Origin of the sequence: Rouxiella chamberiensis, assembly GCF_026967475.1 — a bacterium.
Lineage (GTDB): Bacteria > Pseudomonadota > Gammaproteobacteria > Enterobacterales > Enterobacteriaceae > Rouxiella > Rouxiella chamberiensis.
This window is the reverse complement of sequence record NZ_CP114058.1, coordinates 552,454-571,419: the sequence shown is the minus strand read 5'-3', so window position 1 is coordinate 571,419 and position 18,966 is coordinate 552,454. Positions and strand designations below refer to the sequence as shown.

Annotated in this window: 12 protein-coding genes, 1 tRNA gene and 5 pseudogenes; 13 read left to right on the top strand and 5 right to left on the bottom strand. The window is 49.2% G+C overall.

All coding sequences use genetic code 11. From position 1 onward, the window contains the following. Positions 1 to 124: 124 nt before the first annotated feature. Both O1V66_RS02765 and idnO read right to left on the bottom strand, forming a co-directional pair. Complete coding sequence (locus tag O1V66_RS02765; protein WP_045047272.1) at positions 125 to 880, bottom strand: SDR family oxidoreductase; 756 nt, start codon at positions 878 to 880, stop codon at positions 125 to 127. 43 nt (positions 881 to 923) lie between these two features. Continuing rightward, positions 924 to 1,688, bottom strand: a complete 765-nt coding sequence (gene idnO, locus O1V66_RS02760; protein ID WP_045047273.1) for a gluconate 5-dehydrogenase — start codon at positions 1,686 to 1,688, stop codon at positions 924 to 926. A 348-nt stretch (positions 1,689 to 2,036) separates the two neighbouring features. Here idnO and O1V66_RS02755 point away from each other — a divergent pair. After that, positions 2,037 to 3,019: pseudogene (locus O1V66_RS02755) on the top strand (LacI family DNA-binding transcriptional regulator). Positions 3,020 to 3,269: 250 nt separating this feature from the next. Then, positions 3,270 to 4,614, top strand: a pseudogene (locus O1V66_RS02750) (MFS transporter). Positions 4,615 to 4,694: 80 nt separating this feature from the next. Here O1V66_RS02750 and O1V66_RS02745 read toward each other — a convergent pair. Then, positions 4,695 to 5,921 carry a Bcr/CflA family multidrug efflux MFS transporter gene (locus O1V66_RS02745; protein WP_045047276.1) on the bottom strand — a complete coding sequence of 409 codons (1,227 nt, stop codon included), beginning with the start codon at positions 5,919 to 5,921 and terminating at the stop codon, positions 4,695 to 4,697. 199 nt (positions 5,922 to 6,120) lie between these two features. Continuing rightward, on the bottom strand, positions 6,121 to 6,831 hold the full coding sequence (gene rsuA / locus O1V66_RS02740; protein ID WP_045047277.1) for a 16S rRNA pseudouridine(516) synthase RsuA: 711 nt from the start codon (positions 6,829 to 6,831) through the stop codon (positions 6,121 to 6,123). Positions 6,832 to 7,109: 278 nt separating this feature from the next. Between rsuA and O1V66_RS02735 the strand changes: the two genes are divergently transcribed. Next, positions 7,110 to 8,879 (top strand): DEAD/DEAH box helicase, encoded by a 1,770-nt coding sequence (locus tag O1V66_RS02735; protein ID WP_045047278.1) that lies wholly within the window; start codon positions 7,110 to 7,112, stop codon positions 8,877 to 8,879. Between the two features lie 146 nt (positions 8,880 to 9,025). Then, entirely contained in the window at positions 9,026 to 9,310 is a 285-nt protein-coding gene (rplY, locus tag O1V66_RS02730) for a 50S ribosomal protein L25 (RefSeq protein ID WP_045047279.1), read from the top strand. Between the two features lie 93 nt (positions 9,311 to 9,403). Here the strand turns inward: rplY and yejK are convergent, their stop codons facing one another. Next, positions 9,404 to 10,414, bottom strand: a complete 1,011-nt coding sequence (yejK, locus tag O1V66_RS02725) for a nucleoid-associated protein YejK (protein WP_045047280.1) — start codon at positions 10,412 to 10,414, stop codon at positions 9,404 to 9,406. Between the two features lie 210 nt (positions 10,415 to 10,624). On the opposite strand from yejK, the gene O1V66_RS02720 reads away from it, so the two are divergent. From O1V66_RS02720 to O1V66_RS02680, 9 genes and pseudogenes are all read left to right on the top strand, one after another. Next, a complete protein-coding gene (locus O1V66_RS02720) occupies positions 10,625 to 10,852 on the top strand; it encodes a YejL family protein (protein ID WP_017492806.1) in 228 nt (75 codons plus the stop codon). Between the two features lie 24 nt (positions 10,853 to 10,876). Further along, positions 10,877 to 12,646 (top strand): LPS biosynthesis-modulating metalloenzyme YejM, encoded by a 1,770-nt coding sequence (yejM, locus tag O1V66_RS02715; RefSeq protein ID WP_045047281.1) that lies wholly within the window; start codon positions 10,877 to 10,879, stop codon positions 12,644 to 12,646. A gap of 76 nt (positions 12,647 to 12,722) precedes the next feature. After that, positions 12,723 to 12,799, top strand: a tRNA-Pro gene (locus O1V66_RS02710). Between the two features lie 373 nt (positions 12,800 to 13,172). After that, a pseudogene (locus tag O1V66_RS02705) lies at positions 13,173 to 13,512 on the top strand (tyrosine-type recombinase/integrase); the annotation flags it as partial. A 45-nt stretch (positions 13,513 to 13,557) separates the two neighbouring features. Beyond that, positions 13,558 to 13,905 carry a hypothetical protein gene (locus O1V66_RS02700; protein WP_269128069.1) on the top strand — a complete coding sequence of 116 codons (348 nt, stop codon included), beginning with the start codon at positions 13,558 to 13,560 and terminating at the stop codon, positions 13,903 to 13,905. A gap of 155 nt (positions 13,906 to 14,060) precedes the next feature. Then, on the top strand, positions 14,061 to 16,166 hold the full coding sequence (locus tag O1V66_RS02695; protein WP_269128068.1) for a hypothetical protein: 2,106 nt from the start codon (positions 14,061 to 14,063) through the stop codon (positions 16,164 to 16,166). Positions 16,167 to 16,173: 7 nt separating this feature from the next. Continuing rightward, on the top strand, positions 16,174 to 16,809 hold the full coding sequence (locus O1V66_RS02690; protein ID WP_269128067.1) for a hypothetical protein: 636 nt from the start codon (positions 16,174 to 16,176) through the stop codon (positions 16,807 to 16,809). Positions 16,810 to 16,980: 171 nt separating this feature from the next. After that, positions 16,981 to 18,090, top strand: a pseudogene (locus tag O1V66_RS02685) (IS3 family transposase). Between the two features lie 398 nt (positions 18,091 to 18,488). Then, positions 18,489 to 18,936, top strand: a pseudogene (locus O1V66_RS02680) (GNAT family N-acetyltransferase). Positions 18,937 to 18,966: the final 30 nt, after the last annotated feature.

Sequence of the window (18,966 nt, the reverse complement as noted above, 5' to 3'; positions counted from 1 at the left end):
CCCACGTTATCGGCAAAATGCGTGCAATAAAAAAGGAGAATGCGTAAGGCATTCTCCTTTTTACTGTCTGAAGTGCACTGCCTGAACTCGGCGAAGGGTCAGGCTGCCTCGCTTGCCGCAAGCGCTACCCGCGCCCGACCAGAGGCATGGCGGTCGCCATTACCGTCAGCGTGAGGATATTGGTGCCGTCGGGCTGGTTCGCCATAAACGCCACCGCCTCACCCACGTTTTCCACCGGCATCACGGGTTCCTGCGCAATCTCGCCATCGGCCTGCATTCTACCTGCCAGCGCTTTATTGCCCATATCCGTTGCCGCGTTGCCGACATCTATCTGACCACAGGCAATATTGTATTTACGACCATCCAGCGCCGTACTTTTGGTCAGGCCAGTAATGGCGTGCTTGCTGGCCGTATACGGCGCCGAATTGGGACGCGGACTGTGCGCCGAAATCGATCCGTTATTGATGATTCGCCCGCCCATCGGCGTCTGCTGCTTCATCAGTTTTACCGCCGCCTGCGTACACAGATAGGCACCGTTGAGATTGGTATTGATGACGGTCAACCAGTCTTCATAGGCTTGGTCTTCAATCGGTTGGTCTTTTACATTGGTGCCCGCATTGTTGAACAACACATCGAGGCGGCCAAAGGTTTCCTGTACCGTTGAAAAGAGCGCAGACACAGACTGCGGATTGGCAACGTCGACGGTGAAGACATGCGCCTTGCCGGGCGCAAACTGCGCTGCCGCTTTCTCCAGCTTGTCTTTATTACGCCCGGTGAGGATAACCTCGAATCCTGTGGCAACCAGTGCCTTGGCGGCGCTTAATCCAATACCGCTGCCTGCGCCCGTAATCAGGGCAATCTTCCTGTCATTCGTGCTCATAGGGTTTCCAGTATCAAAGGGAAAGAGTGGCCACATGAAAAGATTAGACTGCCGCCATCATCCCGCCATCGACAAACAGTAAGTGACCGTTAACGAAATCCGAGGCACGTGAGGAAAGATACACGGCACCGCCAATCAGCTCTTCGGGATTTCCCCAGCGCGCTGCCGGTGTGCGTTTGCACAACCAGTCGGAAAACTCTTTGTTGTCCACCAGCGCCTGCGTCATATCGGTTTTGAAATAGCCCGGCGCGATGCCGTTGACCTGAATGTTGTAACGCGCCAACTCGACACACATACCGCGCGTCAGCATCTTCACCGCCCCTTTCGAAGCGGCATACGGAGTAATCGTGTCGCGGCCCAGTTCGCTTTGAATGGATCCGATATTGATAATCTTGCCGCGCTCGCGGGTTATCATGTAGCGGGCAACGGCCTGAGAAACCAGAAACACCGATTTCTGATTCACGGCCACAATGTCATCCCAATCCTTTTCCGGAAATTCGGTAAATTTATGACGACGCTGAATCCCGGCATTGTTTACCAGCACGTCGATAGGCCCGATTTCGCGCTCGATTTTATCGACAGCCTCCTGCACCGCCTGACCGCTGGTCACGTCGAAAGCCACCGGATGCGCGATGAATCCCGCTGCACGCAGGCTTTCCGCCGCCTTGCTGGCCGACGCCTGCGTGGTGCTATTGATAATGATTTCGGCGCCGTGCTCGGCCAACCCTTTTGCAAGCAGGAATCCCAACCCGCGCGAAGAGCCCGTTACCAGAATTTTTTTGTTATCCAGCGAGAACAGATTAGTCATAATAATTTTCCTGACGTTACAAATGAAAATGTCCGTGTCATCCACGTGCAAGGCGAATAAAAAGCAGTGGCTTAATAAAAGCGGTTTACGCGGCTTTAAACTGTGATCCGGATCACTTTATTTCGTGTTAGGAAACTCTGTTACCTCAAGCGTGATCGCTGTCATCCGCAGGCTGAACTTAAGTCAAACGGCTTATCCGCCAGCATGAAAGTAATGGCAACAGGATGTGTCATCATCCTGAAAGTAAAAGTTTTTTCTGACTATTCGCTGCATTGTTAAGCGTTGACCAATTTGGTAACATACGGCGTATCATTTCACCCTCCCTTTTGGCACCAGCAGGACCTCCGGATGAGAAACCAACGCGTCACATTACAAGATATCGCGTTACTCGCCGACGTCACAAAAATGACCGTCAGCCGCTTTCTGCGCACGCCCGAAAAGGTCTCTCCTGAAACACGCGAACGTATTACCAAAGTCATGCAGGAAGTCGGTTTTCCGCTGGAAGAGACAGAGAAAAAGAACAAGAGCAAAAAGATTGGCATCCTCGTGCCGTCTTTCAATAATCAGATATTTTCCGACCTGCTGGCCGGTATTGAATCTGTCACTTCCACTCAGGGATATCAGACGCTGGTAGTCAATTATGATTACAGTAAATCACGCGAAGAAGAGCATATTATCAATCTGCTGACTTTCCGACTGGCCGGATTAATCCTTACCGATTCGGTGCACACGCTAAAGGCTGATAAATATCTTAATGCCGCCGATATTCCGGTGGCTCAGGTGATGGATCTCGATGATTCCCATGGGCGTATCGCCGTCGGATTCGATAATTTTCAGGCTGGATTCGATATGGCGTCGGCATTAATTGCCAGTGGCAAGAAGCACGTGGTTTATTTCGGTTCCATGTCAGACCCGCGTGATATGAAACGTTATGAAGGCTATCGCCAGGCGATGGAAAATAACCAGCTTTCGCCGCAGCATATTACGCCAAATAAAGTCTCGTCGGTGTCTATTGGCGCAGGAATGTTGACAATGGCGCGCCAGCTTAATCCCGATGTCGATGCGGTATTATGTACCAATGATGACATTGCCGTCGGCGTGATGCAGGAATGCAGCCGACTCGGCATTCAGGTACCGCAAGACATGGCGATTTCAGGCTTTCACGGGCTGGATATCGGCCTCGCGACCACGCCGCCGCTGGCAAGTGTCATTACGCCACGTTTTGAAATCGGCAAGGTCGCCGCTGAAATCATGCTGAAAAAATCAATAAAATCCCGACAATTGAAAGAGTTGACCTGCATTACCGTATTTCCCTTGGCGGCACCATCTAGTTTTTCTCCTTCAAAATACCTGCCCGGACAGCATGGGCAGGATCACGTTACCAGTAACATCCTTTTTTAACATGGCCTAATGTGACTTACGTCTCATAATATAATGGTAGAAATGCTTTTATTAGGACATCGTCGGATCAGGTTAATAAGAACATTTTCCCCAATGCCTTATTTCATATACCAACCGAATTCGCGTAATAATTCATTCCCTTTTTGATGGAATGCTTCTGTGAATAAACGAGGTGTACCCATGGATAAAACAATACCAAAGGCCCGCTGGTTACGCGTAATTACGCCAATATTGATCGCCTGCATTATTTCCTTCATGGACCGCGTGAATATCAGCTTTGCCATGCCGGGCGGTATGGACAGCGCATTAGGTATTACCTCATCCATGGCCGGTCTGGCCGCGGGTATTTTCTTTATCGGTTATCTGTTTTTACAGGTGCCGGGCGGCAGTATTGCGGTCAACGGCAGTGGCCGTAAATTCATTGCCTGGTCGCTGTTTGCGTGGGCGATTATCTCCGTCCTGACCGGGATGGTGAACAACCATTATCAACTGCTGTTCCTGCGCTTTGCGCTGGGTGTGGCAGAAGGCGGGATGCTGCCGGTGGTACTGACGATGGTCAGCAACTGGTTCCCGGATGCAGAAACGTGGTCGGGCCAATGCCTATGTGTTGATGTTTGCCCCCATCGGCGGAATGATCACCGCGCCCATGTCCGGTTATATTCTTGATGCCCTCGACTGGCGCTGGTTGTTTATCATCGAAGGTCTGCTTTCCGTGGTCGTGATGGTGTTCTGGTGGTTTACCATCAGTGACCGTCCCGAAGAGGCAAAATGGCTGTCGGATCGCGAGCGCGACTATCTGGTTACCGAATTGAAACGCGAACGTGACGCGTTGAAAGAATTGGCTACCGTAGAAGATGCGCCGCTGAAAGAAGTGTTTCGCAACACCTCCATTTTAAAACTGATTGTTATCAACTTCTTCTATCAGACCGGCATTTATGGTTATACCCTGTGGCTGCCGACTATTCTGAAATCGCTGACCGGCGGTGACATGAGCTCGGTCGGCCTGCTGGCCATCATTCCTTACGTGGGCACCATGCTGGGTATTCTGGCGATGTCTGTACTCTCCGACAAGACCGGTAAGCGCCGTATGTTCATCATCCTGCCGCTGGTCGGCTTTGCCGCCAGTCTGGCCCTGTCGGTAGCGTTTAAAGGCAATGTGGTCGGTTCTTACTGCTTCCTGGTCTGTGCCGGCTTCTTCCTGCAGGCCGCGACCAGCGCCTTCTGGACCATTCCGGGCAAGGTTACCACGCCGGAAGCCGCGGGCCGCGCTCGTGGCGTCATCAACGGGTTGGGTAATCTCGGCGGTTTCTGCGGTCCCTATCTGGTGGGTGTGCTGGTCAGCCTGTACGGTCAGAACACGGCCATCTATGCGCTGTCCGGTTCGCTGCTGATTGCCGCCCTGGTCACGGCTCTGCTGCCAAAAGAGTGTGATATTGCACTGGTGCCGGGTGCCAAGGCTATCGCACTTGCCGACCATTACGCCAGGACGCGGGCGAAATACAAAAGCACAGGGGTAGTGGCCTAATCTTTCACACTTGCCTCACAAGATGATACCCACAAAAAAGCCGCTGAATGATTCAGCGGCTTTTTGCATTACGCGGGTGCCTACTCTGCGGAAACGGTGCTGGCTTCGGCAGACGTCGCTTTCTTCCCTTCGCGGCTTGCGTATAAATACAGCAGCACGGAGGCGATGATACAAAACGCCATGGATCCGACCATCGGCCAGGCGCTTCGCGCCGTAAACAACGAAAGCAGTGAGCCTATCAACGCGCCCGTGCCAAAACGCAGCGTACCGGCCAGCGATGCAGCAGTACCGGCCATATGCGGAAAGTCATCCATAATCACCGCCATCGCGTTGGAGGTGACCATTGCGATACAGCCCACGTACCCCGCCACGCCCAGCACCAGTGCCCAGAATCCCAAACCGAAAGCCGTCACGGCGACGAGCCACAGGCCCATCGCCAGCTGAATCATCAGACCCAGACGGAACATCTTGATGGCTCCGCGACGGCGAACATTGTGGCTGTTGATAAAGGTCAGCACCACCAGAACCACGACGTTCAACGCAAAATAGAAGCCGAAATTCTGCGGCGAAACACCGTTAAGCTGGATATAAACGAACGGGCCCGCGCTCAGGAATGAGAACATGCCTGCAAACGAGAAGCCGCTCGCCAGCATATAACTCAACACGCGCTTGTGGCGAAACAGCGAGGCAAAATTGCCTAGCGTCGTGCGCATATGAAAGCGCTGCCGCCGCTCCTTTGGCAGCGTTTCCTTGATAAAGACCCCGACCAGAACAGCCGCAATCAATGCCGCGATCGCCATCGCCCAGAAGATGGCATGCCAGCTGAACCACAGCATCAGCGCACCGCCGAGCATCGGGGCCAGCAGCGGCGCGACCGTCATGACCAGCACGACAAAGGACATCATGCGGGAGAATTCGTCTTTGGTGAACATGTCGCGCATCAGGGCGTTTATCACCACACTTGCCGCCGCCGCCGACAGGCCGTGCAGAAAGCGCATGTTAACCAGTTGCTCAACGGAGTTGGAAAGCGCACAGGCCGCCGCTGCGAGCGCAAACACCAGCGCGCCCCAGAAAATCACTGGCTTGCGCCCAAGACTGTCGGCCATTGGCCCATAGAACAACTGGCCGATGGCGAAACCCAGCACATACGCACTCAGCGTCATTTGCACCCTGCCCGCCGGCACGCCAAACTCGTCGGCAATCATCGGCATACTTGGCAGATACATGTCGATAGCCAGCGGCATCAACATCGACAACAAGCCCAAAATCAGGATTAAACCCAAGTGGGATGTCCGGGTCTCTTGCACTTTTATATGTTCCTCAAAATAGTCATTCTGGACAGGTCAGTCGGGTGAGCGCGCGCCGCTAACGCCGCTACAGTGTCAAGGACGCTGCGGCTGTGCCCAAGTCATTGGCGCTGTAGCAAGGCAGCAAGCAAGCGAATCCCGATGAGCTTACACAGGTCAGTGATTCGGGTGAGCGTGCGCCGCTAACGCCGCTACAGTGTCAAGGACGCTGCGGCACAGTGACCGAGGCGATTTCCGATTCGGTAAGCTCGCGATACTGGCCCGGTTCGAGATCTTCATCCATTACGATTTCACCTATGCGTTCGCGATGCAGCGCGACGACGCGGTTGCCTACTGCGGCAAACATGCGTTTGACCTGATGATAGCGGCCTTCGCTGATTGTCAGGCGCACCACGCAGTCTTCCAGTTGCTCGAGCTGCGCGGGTTTGGTCAGCGAGTCTTCATTGTGCAGCTGAACGCCGGCGGTAAACTGCGCGGCGGTGTCTTCGGCCAGCGGATGTTCCAGCGTCACCAGATAGGTTTTCTCGCAATGGTGTTTCGGCGAGGTGATGCGGTGCGACCATTGGCCGTCGTCGGTCATCAGCACCAGACCGGTGGTATCGATGTCCAGACGCCCTGCGGCATGCAGCTTGTAGGCGACCGGTTCTTCGAGGAAGTACAGAACGGTTGGATGATCGGGGTCATCCGTCGAGCAAACGTAGCCCTGCGGTTTGTTCAACATGAAATAACGGAAACCGGTGATCTGCTCCAGCACGTTGCCATCGAATTCGACGCTCATTTCGGGCGTCAATTTCATCGCGCCGGTTTTAACGATTTCGCCATCGACGGTAACGCGCTTTGCACGCAGCTCACGTGCGACCAACGCACGGCTTACGCCTAACTGCTGAGATAAAAACTTGTCCAATCGCATTGAATCTACTTAGCCTGTCCGGGCGAGCAAAGGCTGCTCGCGCTTTGATAAAACACAACACCCCGCTGCCGCAAGAGTCTGCAACCGCAGGGTGATGAAGGAAATTTTCATTGAAGATGCAGGGCATGCCTGCCTATGAGAGCGGCCATTATAGCGGTCCTTACCCTGCGTTGTCGCGTCAATCTGCCAAACTTTGCAGACTAATTTTCACGGACGTGCGTTAGCCTCCGGCTCGGATTTTTGGCATAATAGCCGCCTGTTTCGACTGCGAGTCCCTCATGCGAGCTCTCCCCTTTACACTTCGCCCCTATCAGCAGGAAGCCGTTGACGCCACGTTGCAGCATTTTCGCAAACATGACGACCCGGCGGTGATTGTGCTGCCGACCGGCGCGGGAAAAAGTCTGGTCATTGCCGAATTGGCAAGGGTGGCGCGTGGCCGCGTGTTAGTGCTTGCTCACGTCAAGGAACTGGTGGCGCAGAACCACAGCAAATATCTCTCCTACGGACTCCAGGCAGATATTTTTGCCGCCGGGCTGAATATCAAGCAAAGTCAGGGCAAAGTGGTGTTTGGCAGCGTCCAGTCGGTCGCGCCGAACCTCGACAAGTTCGACAGCGCCTTTTCGCTGCTGATTATCGACGAATGCCATCGCATCAGCGATGACGACAAGAGCCAGTATCAGCAGATTATTGCGCATCTGCGCACCCAGAATCCGCGTCTGCGGCTGCTCGGACTGACCGCCACGCCTTATCGTCTGGGTAAGGGCTGGATTTACCAGTATCACTATCAGGGCATCGTGCGCGGCGACGAAAAGAGCCTGTTCCGCGACTGCATCTACGAGCTGCCGCTGCGCTACATGATAAAGCATCAGTTTCTGGTGCCGCCGGAACGGCTGGATATGCCGGTGGTGCAATACGATTTCAGCCGTTTGCAGCCCAACAGCAGCGGACTCTTTGCCGAAGCCGACCTCAATGACGAACTGCGCCGCCAGGCACGCATCACGCCCCATATCGTCAACCAAATCATTGACTTCGCCAAGGATCGCAAAGGGGTCATGATCTTCTGCTCGACGGTAGAGCACGCGGGCGAAGTCTTCAAACTGCTGCCCGCAGGAGAAGCGGCGCTGGTCAGCGCCAAAACATCGGCTGTAGATCGCGATGCCCTAATCAACGCGTTTAAACGCCAGGAGCTGCGTTATCTGGTTAACGTTTCGGTGTTAACAACGGGCTTTGATGCGCCGCACGTCGATCTGATTGCCATCTTGCGTCCCACAGAATCGGTCAGTCTGTATCAGCAGATTGTGGGCCGTGGACTGCGTCTCGCGCCAGACAAAACGGACTGTTTAATCCTTGATTACGCAGGCAATCCGCACGATTTATTTACGCCGGAAGTGGGCAGTCCAAAAGGTGCCAGCGACAATAAGCCGGTGCAGGTGTTTTGTCCTGCCTGCGGGTTTGCCAACATCTTCTGGGGCAAAACCACCGCCGACGGCACGGTCATCGAGCATTTTGGCCGCCGCTGTCAGGGCGTGCTGGAAGACGAAGAAGACAACCGCGAGCAGTGCGACTTCCGCTTTCGCTTCAAGAGCTGTCCGCACTGCGGTGCAGAGAACGACATCGCCGCCCGCCGCTGTCATCAGTGTCAGGAAGTGCTGGTCGATCCCGACGACATGCTCAAAGCCGCGCAGAAACTCAAGGATGCGCTGGTGCTGCGCTGCGGCGGCATGAATCTGGAAACGGGAAGAGACGATAAAGGGGAATGGCTAAAAATCACTTATTACGATGAAGACGGCGCGAGCGCGAGCGAACGTTATCGACTGCAAACGCCCGCACAGCGCACCGCGTTTGTGCACAACTTTATGCGCCCGCATCAGCGCGCGCCGGGTATTGAACTGGTGTGGAACACGGCGGCGGATATCATTGCGCAGCAGGCGCTGTTGCGGCATCCGGATTTTGTCGTCGCGCGCATGAAAGGCAGATTCTGGCAGATTCGCGAAAAAATCTTCGATTATCAGGGACGCTTCCGCCGTGCCTACGAGCTGCGCGGCTAGCGATTAAGCAAATATCAGGGATTAATCATTTGCCGTCAGGGCGATACTTCGGTAACATACCGCCCGCTTTCGCCATGTGCGAAGCGAAGATCTATCACCTGTTGCTGGGTCGCCTGTAACAGTAATTTTCTTTTAAGAGAAAAATCATGACTACTATTAATGCACAAGTACGTACTGCGCAGGGTAAGGGTGCGAGCCGCCGCCTGCGCGCAGCAAACAAATTCCCAGCTATCGTTTACGGTGGCTCTGCTGAACCTATCTCTATCGAGTTGGACCATGACTCTGTAAAGAACCAGGAACTGAAAGCGGAATTTTACAGCGAAGCCATCACTCTGGTTATCGACGGTAAAGAAACCAAAGTTAAAGTTCAAGCTGTACAGCGTCACCCGTTCAAGCCAAAACTGGCTCACATCGACTTCGTTCGCGTTTAATCGCCAAAGAAGCTGATGCGCATAGGGACGCCTACGCGAGAACAATAAAAAACGCCGCTTAATGCGGCGTTTTTTATTGGCTGACGAAAAGGTTTATTTACTGCCACTGCCCGAGCGGCGCTGAAGTTGATCGCGCAGATTGGGCGGCGTACCTTTAATGGTCAGTGTATCGGTGGCCGGATCCCAGAAAATGCGCTCGCCCATAAGCAGCGCGTCGAAATTGATGCTAAGCCCGCCGCCACTGCCGGCAAACTTGGTCAGCTGACGCAGTGTGCTGCGGTCGGCCGGGAAACTCTCTTCCAGCTCATATCCCTGATCGTTTGAAAACTGCTTGAAGTCTTTGTCACCGAGCGGCGGTAATTCCTGCGCCAGTTCGTCCAATGCAATCTCTTCGCCCGCCTGAAGCTGGTCGTTGCAGTAGGTGTACACCTGCTGACGGTAGTTTTGACGCTCGTTTTTATCCAGCTGCGCTTCGGCACAGTAGTCATCCACCGCCTGCAACAGCCCACGATTCTGCGCCTTGGCATCCAGACCTTCGGCAGCGCCCAGGAAATCCATAAAGAAATCTGCAACCTTGCGCCCGACGCGACCTTTCAAAAAGGTGAGATAACGCGTTGATTCCGGGTTGGTTTCCCATTCGGTGAGATCAATACGCGCCACGATATCGGCGTGATTGATGTCCAGATAATGGATGCTGCTGACGTCGAGCTGCTCGTTTACCCGCATGCTGCTGCGGCTGGTCAATACTGCCACCAGCAAATATTCGACCGCCAGGAAACGATAATGACAGAACAGCACCACGCCGCCTTCGGCAAACGGATATTTTGCCAGTTCATCACGCAGTCGGCCCGTCGCCGCACGGCTAAAGCCCAGAAAATCTTCATCACCCTTTCGGCAATGACGCAGCGCGTCGGCCAGTTCACTCTGTTCGGAAAACAGACCGTAAGCCTTGCTCTTCGCGCTGTAAACCCGATGCAACTCGGCCATCATCTCTTCAACCGCCGCATTCGGGGTTAAAAGGGTATCGCGCAGCACAACATCCAGCGTCTGCTCGTCACGTTTGTTCAACTGGTGCAGAGCAATCTGCTCGATATCCAGACTCATGGTATTTCTCCTGTTCGTTTAGGGGTTTCCCCTGCGCCGCGTATTCAAACACCGAAGGCCGCCTGCTGCAAGCGCATAACCTTACGCCATGAAATCTCTTCTAACATGCCCAAACAATAAACCCACGTGATTAGAATTATAAAAATGCGGAAACTCGTGCCGTGATAAGTTAAGATATTGGACTTTGTAAAGCTTTGAGCCCAATTATCTATGCCACAATCATCCCGTTACAGTGACGAACAAGTTGAGCAACTCCTGTCAGAGTTGGCCACCGTTCTGGAAAAACACCGCGCCCCAACCGATCTTTCCCTGATGGTTCTGGGCAACATGGTGACCAATCTTATCAATACCAGCGTCGCACCTGCTCAGCGTAAGGTTCTGGGTCGTTCGTTCGCCGACGCCCTTCAGGCGTCCATAAGAGAAGATAAAGCCCATTAATTCAACATTCAGCCAAACCTTGTTATGGTGACAAATAGTCCGCGCTATCGCGAAAAAGTATCCCAGATGGTTAGCTGGGGACACTGGTTCGCCTTCTTCAATATTCTGCTTAGTCTCGGACTCGGTAGCCGATACCTGTTTGTTTCTGACTGGCCCTCCTCGCTTGAAGGCAGGATCTACGCGCTGGTCAGTTGGCTTGGTCATTTCAGCTTTGTCGGATTCGCGGTCTATCTGCTGATTATCTTCCCGCTCACCTTTGTGGTGATGTCTCAGCGATTGCTGCGCTTTCTGTCAGCCATTCTCGCCACAACCGGCCTGACGCTGCTGCTGGTGGATACCGAGGTGTTTACCCGCTTCCATCTGCATATCAATCCCGTGGTCTGGGAACTGGTGGTCAACCCCGGTCAGGCCGATTTAGCGCGCGACTGGCAGCTGATGTTTATCTGCGTACCGGTTATTTTTCTGGTCGAGATGCTGGTCGGCACCTGGGCATGGCAGAAACTGCGCAGCCTGAATCGACGCAGTTTCGCCAAACCGCTGGTCGTGCTGTTTATCTGCTGCTTCTTTGCCTCGCATTTGATGTACATCTGGGCCGATGCCAATTTCTATCGCCCGATTACCATGCAGCGTTCGAATTTACCCCTCTCCTACCCGATGACGGCGCGTAAATTCCTCGAGAAACACGGCCTGCTTGATGCGCAGGTTTACCAGCAACGTCTGGTTGAACAAGGGGATCCCGAAGCGATTTCGGTCGAATACCCGCTCAATACCATTAATTTCCGCGATAAAGGCAGTAATTATAATCTGCTGATGATCGTGGTTAACGGCCTGAACGCCTCGACCACCGGCAAAAACATGCCCGAGTTGAGCCGTTTTGCCAGCAGCAACGTGAATTTCACGCACCATTACAGCTCCGGCAGTGATGACGATACCGGCTTATTCGGCCTGTTCTACGGGATTTCGCCGACCTATTTGCAGGGGATCATTACCTCCCGCAAACCGTCTGCGCTGATGAACGCGCTCGCCCAGCAGAACTACGAGTTCGGCCTGTTTGCCTCCGACGGCTTTACCAGCCCGCTGTATCGTCAGGCGCTGTTGTCAGACTTCTCCCTGCCCCCGGCGGTACGGCAGAACGATCAGCAGACGACGCAGCAATGGCAGCAGTGGCTCAATACGCGCGGTACGCGCCCGTGGTTCTCCTATCTGAGCTTTAACGGCACCGATGATGCCACGCAAAAGAGCAAGGAAGGCCGCCAACCTTCCGTTGCAACGATTACCCGTCGTTATCAGCAAGGTGCCGGGGAAGTGGATGCACAGATAGCCCAGGTATTGAAAAGCCTCGAGGCAAAAGGCGTGCTCAATAATACCGTGGTGGTGATAACCGGCTCGAAAGGCGTGGATCTCAATGCCTCGCAAAATCCGATGGATTCGCAGCAAATCGAGGTTCCGCTCGTGGTGCATTGGCCGGGTACGCCTGCGCAGACGGTCAATAAAATCACGGCCCATGAAGACGTAATGACTACGCTGATGCAACGTTTGCTGCATGTCACTACCTCGTCATCCGACTATTCGCAGGGCGAAGACCTGTTTGCCGCGCGTCGCAGCAACAACTGGGTGTCGAGCAGCAACGATGGCGCATTGATTATCACCACGCCGTCGCAGACCATCAGGCTTGATAACAACGGCAATTACCGTGCCTATGACAGCCATGGCAAAGAATTGAGCGATCAAAAACCGGAATTGGGCCTGCTCTTGCAGGTGTTGACCAACCAGAAACGCTTCGTCGCCAACTAACTGCTTAAAAATAAAGCATTCGTTTGCATGACATCTTGCTTTCGAAGCGCGGATGAGTAGACTGAATGTTCAGCGTCGGCATGTAGCGCAGCTTGGTAGCGCACCGTCATGGGGTGTCGGGGGTCGGAGGTTCAAATCCTCTCATGCCGACCAAACATTCCCTTAAAAACCAACCTCTTGGGGTTGGTTTTTTTATGTCTAAAATCTGACGGGTGTAAAACTGGTGTAAAACACTGCATAATTATTTAATACTCTTCGAGATAAACGGACTAGCAGGAGAAGGGTTTTAAATCTTTGTATTTATAGCAAAAAAACCTTATACACATATGGCTTTGCACACATAAATGTACAAACACAAAAAGTCACTTTTACCCATAATCCATTTTGGCGCATCTCCTTTCCTGATTAAAGGCATTTGAGTGTAGCTTCCTCCATCCACTACTCTCATAATCAATGATTGGCCGCTTAGTGCCAGGAACGGACATAGAAAACACGATGTAATAAGATTAGGTGCATTTATACGATCGTATCCTTTGGACGTAATGATCGTACTAAGCCGATCTTAAAAGAAAGCATTAATCAGGTAATTAAGCTATTAGGATAAAAAAGAAAGGCTGACGGGGCATGGTTTTCGTCACACAATGAGTACCTTTCTGCATGAAGAAGGATTCAACTCCGCATGGATCGAAACACAGCTTGCACATGTGGGTAAGAACGCTATTCACGGGGCTTACAATCATGCACAGTATTTGGAGGGGAGACAACAGATGATGCAGTGGTATAGTGATTACATAGATAGCTTGTCTAGAAATAAACTTCCGCAATTTTTTCTTCAAAAAGGCAGTATGAACAATAAATCTAGTTGATGCATACAAAGGTTTATTCTCGATAGCAAGAGGAGCGTCACAATCATGAATGTACAGGAAACCAAATTTTCATCTAAAGAATTTCTAAGGCGCCGTCGCCCTGAAAAATTTTCTGATTCAACAATCAGAGAGACTGGTACTTTAGATAGAGTTGTACTGGAACACTTCCTTTCTACGCTAAATACAAGAAATCAAGAATTACAATTCGAAGATTTTGCAAAAAAAATATGTGAAAAAATAATTTGCCCTAATCTCCTTGAACAAACTGGTCCTGTAGCAGGGGGGATGGTAAAACTGACACACAAACATTCCCTGTTTCGGAACAGAATAAGCTTCTTTGGTTCGAAGGTGTTAATGAAGCATCAAATAAAGAACGTTGGGCCTTTGCGGTAAGTACACGTAAAGACTGGAAGAAAAAATGCCATGAAGATGTACTTAAGATAAAAGAAACAGATCGCGGGTATACTAAAGTATTTTGCGTAACGAATCAATCTGCAAAGTCCAATATTCGTTCAGAGGTTGAGGATACACTAAAAACAAAAACTGGAATGGATGTTCGTATATTAGATATTAATTGGCTATTAGATCAAATTTACAAAAATAATTTTGAGCAATTGGCTATTGATTCACTGTCAGTTCCGACACAATATAAAAGAGAAGTTATTTTTGGAGAAAATGATTATAAAAAGCATAAGAAATATGAAGAACTAACCGAGTATATTAGAGAGAAAATAAATCCCGCTGAAATTTCATATGAACATGTGGATATATTTTTAGAAATTGCAGAGTTAAGCGCTGAACTTGAGAAACCACTAATTGAAACACAAGGTCTATTTGAAAGAGCTATAAAAATCTCAAAAAAATTCGGGACTAATCAACAATTGCTAGATGCATATTATCAATACGCCTGGAAATCTCATTTTTGGATGGAAGATTTTAATCTCTTCGAAGAAAATCTTCAATTTGCATATGAAAGTATTACATCATCAACTAATTCCTCAAAATGGGAGAAAATTTTAAATTTAGTAACCGTTCATAAAAGTTATATTAGACTTAACAACGCAACATCTACAATCGACATTGAGAATATTGAACGTAATATGCTCGCTAAACTAGATGAGATAGGTGACGATGAATCACGTCCCAGTAATGCACTCACAGCGAGAACTCACAAAGCTATTTATAAACTGACAACGTTTTCAGATTTAGAAGATGCTTCGGTTGTATTTGAAGAGTTACATGAAATTTTTAAAAATAGTGGGAATTTAATAGGCTATCCCTTTGAGAAACACTTCCAACTTTTGAACCAACTAGATGACATTTTTTTCGAGGTAGATGCATATGAAAATTTATTAGACTATATGACTGAGCAATCTGCTGTTAGAGGTGGTGAAGTTAAAGGGGCATTATTAAATCTACGAAGAGGAATAAAAAGGATTCAAAATGGTCACCCTTATCAGGCAATCAAGTATTTAGGAAAATGTTTTATTCCACTCTATAAAGAGGAATCACGAGATAAATTTATATTAACATTAAAAGCTATTGCTTATGCTTACGAATCCATTGGGTTGCTATGGAGTTCACGTTCATGCTTGCTTCTATCCGCTTCTTTGATTACAGATAACTACTGGAAGTATGATGAGATATCATTAAAGCAGGCTGAGATTTATTATAGTTTATGCCTAACAGAAATAAAATTAGGGAAATTAGCACATGCCCTTTTATGGTATGAACTGTTTTTAATAATTAACCAGAATATCAGTGATAGCTCGTTCGGCGATAAAGAAAATCAGCAAGTTGATTTTTACATAAGTCAACTCATTTTTAACACTGACCTAAAGGGAATAAATCGACAGAGTAATATTCCTGATGAACTCGATAGATTAGGTCTTTTTGTATCATCGGGATGTCTTAAATATGCTTTAGGTTATATTGAAGATTTTGAACGTGAGTACGAAGTTACTGCCGATAAAGATCATAATGACTTCTTGCAAAAAATACGTGACTTTGATGCTGGATTCAATAGTAAAGGCATAAAAGATAACTATGATAAACGAGGAATATACACATCTTTTATTTTTGGATGCACCATAGAAATTAACTTTCCGAATCGGTCACCATTTATAGAGTTTTCAACTAGTATCTTAGCACTTTTAGAGAGTGCTTTTGCAACTTGTACGACTGATAACATCCATTTGAAAGAAGCATTTTTAATAATTGAAGTAATAGCAGATGATGAAGATGACTTATCCTTATCACATGAAGTAAATAGCAATAGTGGAAAACTAAACCTTACTATAAATTGCAATGGTTTTGAAACAAGTGCTTTTAGAATCGATGCTCAACAAAAAATCACCAATGAATTCAAAAAAATAGTATTTGGTCTGCTCCCTGAGTTATTTTTTATAAAAAATACAGAATACATTGAAAAAATGATATTCGAAGATGCTGCATTTGACAGAGCAATTAGTTTCGGAGCCTGTATCAAAGCTATTGAAAATGTTCTTGGAAATGATATTGATCAGCAAATTAAGAAAATTTACTCCACCAGTGCTGAAAAGAAAACTTACCATCTTTTAAGAGATAAATCCTGGGATAGTGAATTTCCGAAAGTGTTGGAGAACCAACGATATAAATACTCCAACACCTGGTAAAGGAAGAATGCCTGAAGAGGAACTTAATTCCGAAAATATAACACATAAAGATTATTCAATACAAAGTCTAATCAAACCTCGTCTATGGGATAGAACACGATGGCAAGGAGTAGGCTTCGCTCAATTAAAATCGAGTTATCCAGGGTTATATCTATTATTCAAACACCCCGATATAGGTGAGGATATTTTTAAAGATCTTATATCATCAGTAGGCTTGGTAGATAGTAAAGCCAGATTACGGGTTTGTATTGTCAAGGGTATTTCAGTTAAAAGCCCAACTCATTATAGAGTACTGATATCTGAAAATATGATGACAACTCCATTAACTAAAAGAATGACGATGATCAGTAGAATTAATACAATGACTCCTGATAGCAATGTCAACTTAGAAATATTTCTTGCTGCGTATCAGGCCTGTGGAAAATTCTATCTTGGATGTGATGCGATGTTAAAAAATATTGTTCCTGAGCATCCACAAAGAGGTAGTTTAGGGATAGAAATGAGTACGTTAGATGTTAGGTGGGCTTGGGAAATTGGATTAAATGATGTTGATTGTATTGGGGTTAATTTAAAAGAAGATGACCCCTATATTCCTAGTTATGTAGCTGAGATCCCATTATTGCAATTGATAAACAGTAAATAAAAAGTTTGCCAAGAATACCGCCTCTTAAGGGGCGGGTTTTAAACAAATCTTTAGCCTCTTCACTAATGCTATTAGTGTTATCGCTTTCACAATAAATTTCTAACCTGCTCCCCGTTGATTAACACACCGCGATGTTAGTCATGTCTTCATAAGCCACATGAGGACATCCCCATGAAGAAGCGTTTTTCCGACGAACAGATCATCAGTATTCTCCGCGAGGCCGAAGCCGGGGTTTCTGCCCGTGAGCTCTGCCGTAAGCACGCCATTTCCGACGCCACCTTTTACACCTGGCGTAAAAAGTATGGCGGTATGGAGGTGCCTGAGGTTAAGCGCCTGAAGCCGCTTGAAGAGGAGAACGCCCGCCTTAAGAAGCTGCTCGCCGAGGCCATGCTGGATAAGAAGGCGCTTCAGGTGGCTCTGGGGCGAAAGTACTGATGACAGACCAGAAGCGCGAAGCCGTGGTGTTGATATGTGATGCGACCGGTCTGTCGCAACGACGTGCCTGCAGACTTACAGGTTTGTCCCTGTCGACCTGCCGCTATGAAGCGCAGCGTCCGGCGTCGGATGCGCATTTATCAGGTTGCATCACTGAACTGGCGCTTGAACGCAGGCGTTTTGGTTACCGGCGCACTGCGTCGGGAGGGCGTTCACGTCAATCACAAGCGGGTATACCGAATTTACCACCTTAACGGCCTGAGCGTTAAACGCAGACGACGTCGTAAAGGGCTGGCGACCGAGCGGTTTCCCCTTCTGCGCCCAGATGCACCGAACCTGACTTGGTCGATGGATTTCGTCATGGACGCACTGGCCACTGGTCGCAGGATCAAGTGTCTGACCTGCGTGGATGATTTTACAAAAGAGTGCCTGACGATTACCGCCGCTTTCGGGATTTCAGGCGTGCAGGTCACGCGTATTCTGGACAGCATTGCGCTGTTTCGCGGCTATCCGGCTACGATAAGAACCGATCAGGGCCCGGAGTTTACCTGCCGCGCGCTCGATCAGTGGGCCTTTGAGCATCGAGTGGAGCTGCGACTTATCCAGCCCGGCAAGCCGACACAGAACGGATTTATTGAAAGTTTTAACGGACGCTTTCGCGATGAATGCCTGAATGAACACTGGTTCAGCGACGTCGGTCATGCCAGGGAAACCATCAGCGAATGGCGTCAGGATTATAACGAATGTCGCCCGCACTCCACGCTGAATTATCAGACGCCGTCTGAATTTGCAGCGAGCTGGAGAAAGGGTAATTCTGAGAGTGAAGGTTCCGACATTACTAACTGACGGTTGTATCTAACCCCGGGGGCAGGTCAACTCCATAATGGATAATCTCAATGAAAAATGGAAATTTGAATAATGAAGTCAGCCATAATGGCTTTAATTGTTGCTCCTTTGGTTTGCTGAGTAATAAGCATTCTTTTGTATCTAATCAACAGACCCCGTTATTACAGAGTGATTTACGACTTCCAACAAAAGCATACCCTGCCCATACTTGTTGCACTGCAATATCGGGTACTTAGGTTCACCAATAATGACCTATTTTTTCATGCGGTTAAAACAAAAATAAAATCTTCTTTTTAGACAGGAACGACCATGCTTACCCCTTTACAAAGGAAGGATAAAATTTCAAAACAATAAATATTCTCAAACCACTCTACTGAAATAATAAAAAGGGACAACTCATGAATATGATCATCATGAACATTACTCCAGACAAAAGAGGTTTTTCCAGGTTAAAAGAAGAGAGTATGTCTAACGGATTTAATATGCTACGCAGACTGGAAGACAATTGGCTGAACGGGCAGAATCGCTTTGATAAGCCGGGTGAAAACCTGCTCGGTTTTTATGCTGACGGATTGCTCATTGGCGTATGTGGTCTGAACCAAGATCCCTACATGGCTTCCGGTTCGGGCAGGACGGCTACGTCATCTTTATGTAGGCGTTAAGTGGAGAAGAAGGCAGGTTGGCAAAATTCTGCTCAGGGAAATACTTGAGGGTTCTGGACGCTGGTTTGATTTTATCAACACCAACGCACCTCCATCAGCATTCGCATTCTATGAACGTGCTGGCTTTATTACACTCGCAGATAACAGCACCGTAACCCATCGGCTGTATATTAAAGACACATAACGTTACCCTTGCCACCTACTCTCAAATGAA